At 73.8% G+C, this 1033-nt stretch carries 1 protein-coding gene; it reads left to right on the top strand.

Annotated elements, in window-relative coordinates; translation table 11 throughout:
- Positions 1-119: 119 nt before the first annotated feature.
- Positions 120-989 (top strand): C40 family peptidase, encoded by an 870-nt coding sequence (locus ACFU6K_RS39625; RefSeq protein ID WP_380671614.1) that lies wholly within the window; start codon positions 120-122, stop codon positions 987-989.
- Positions 990-1033 lie beyond the last annotated feature (44 nt).

Here is a 1033-nt window from a genome sequence, read left to right as displayed (position 1 = left end):
GGACCGGAAGCCGCGGTGTGCCGGGCGGGGGCCCTGCCGACAAGCACGGCCAGTCCTGGCCGGTCACAGCAACCCGCTGCAATCCGCAGCGATCCGCAGCAGTGAAGGAAGTCAGCACGATGACCACCGTCAACACCGGCGCGCCGGAGGCCGCCGGCGAACCGACCGGGCAGCAGGACGCTGCCACCGTCCGCCCCTCCCGTCCGTCCCGCACCGCGCGGCTCCGTCGGGGGATAGGCATGGTGGCCGTGATCGCGACCAGTGTGGGCCTGATCGGCCTCGGCACCGGTGTCAGCCCCGCGGCCGCCGAGCCCGCCCCGGCGCACGCCGGCTGGGACGGCTCCCGGTACTGGTTCAAGAACAGCCAGGGGCAGTGGCGCTGGACCTCGCACTACGACGTCTACGTGGAGCGCACCGGAGGCGGCTCCGGGTCCGCCGCCAGGACCACGACCAGGTCCTCCGGCGGGATCACCGAGGGCTGGGACGGCTCGCGCTACTGGTTCCGCAACAGCAGGGGCGAGTGGCGCTGGACCTCGCACTACGACATCTACCTCGACCGCACCGGACGCGGCTCCTCCTCGGACTCCGCGGGCTCGGGCTACTTCGACGACTCGGTCGCCGAGGACCGGGACGTCGAGACCGCCGTACAGTTCGCGCTCTCCCAGCTGGGCGTGCCGTTCCGCCGGGCCGGCAACGGGCCGGACGGCTACGACTGCTCGGGCCTGGTGCAGCAGGCCTTCCGGCGCGGCGGGATCAGCCTGCCGCGGGTGGCCAACGACCAGTACGCGGCGACCACGCCGATCGGGGCCGGCCAGCTGCGCCGCGGCGACCTGCTGTTCTGGTCGCCGGACGGGAGCGCCCGGGGCATCCAGCACGTGGCGATCTACCTGGGCGACAACAGGTACGTCGAGGCCGCGCGGCCCGGGACCAACGTCCGGATCTCGGGGATCAGCAGCGGCTACTACCCGTCGTACATGGGGCGCCCGTAGCGGGGCGCCGTCCGCCCGTCGGGGGTGCCGGGTCCGCCCGGTGC

Source organism: Kitasatospora sp. NPDC057512, from assembly GCF_042802135.1.
Taxonomy (GTDB): Bacteria; Actinomycetota; Actinomycetes; order Streptomycetales; family Streptomycetaceae; genus Kitasatospora.
The sequence above is the reverse complement of the archived record's forward strand: the minus strand, read 5'-3'. Positions and strand labels throughout refer to the sequence as shown.

Excerpts from the sequence above, each read along its gene's own strand:
- ACFU6K_RS39625 (WP_380671614.1), top strand. The coding sequence starts at position 120 with ATGACCACCGTCAACACCGGCGCGCCGGAGGCCGCCGGCGAACCGACC.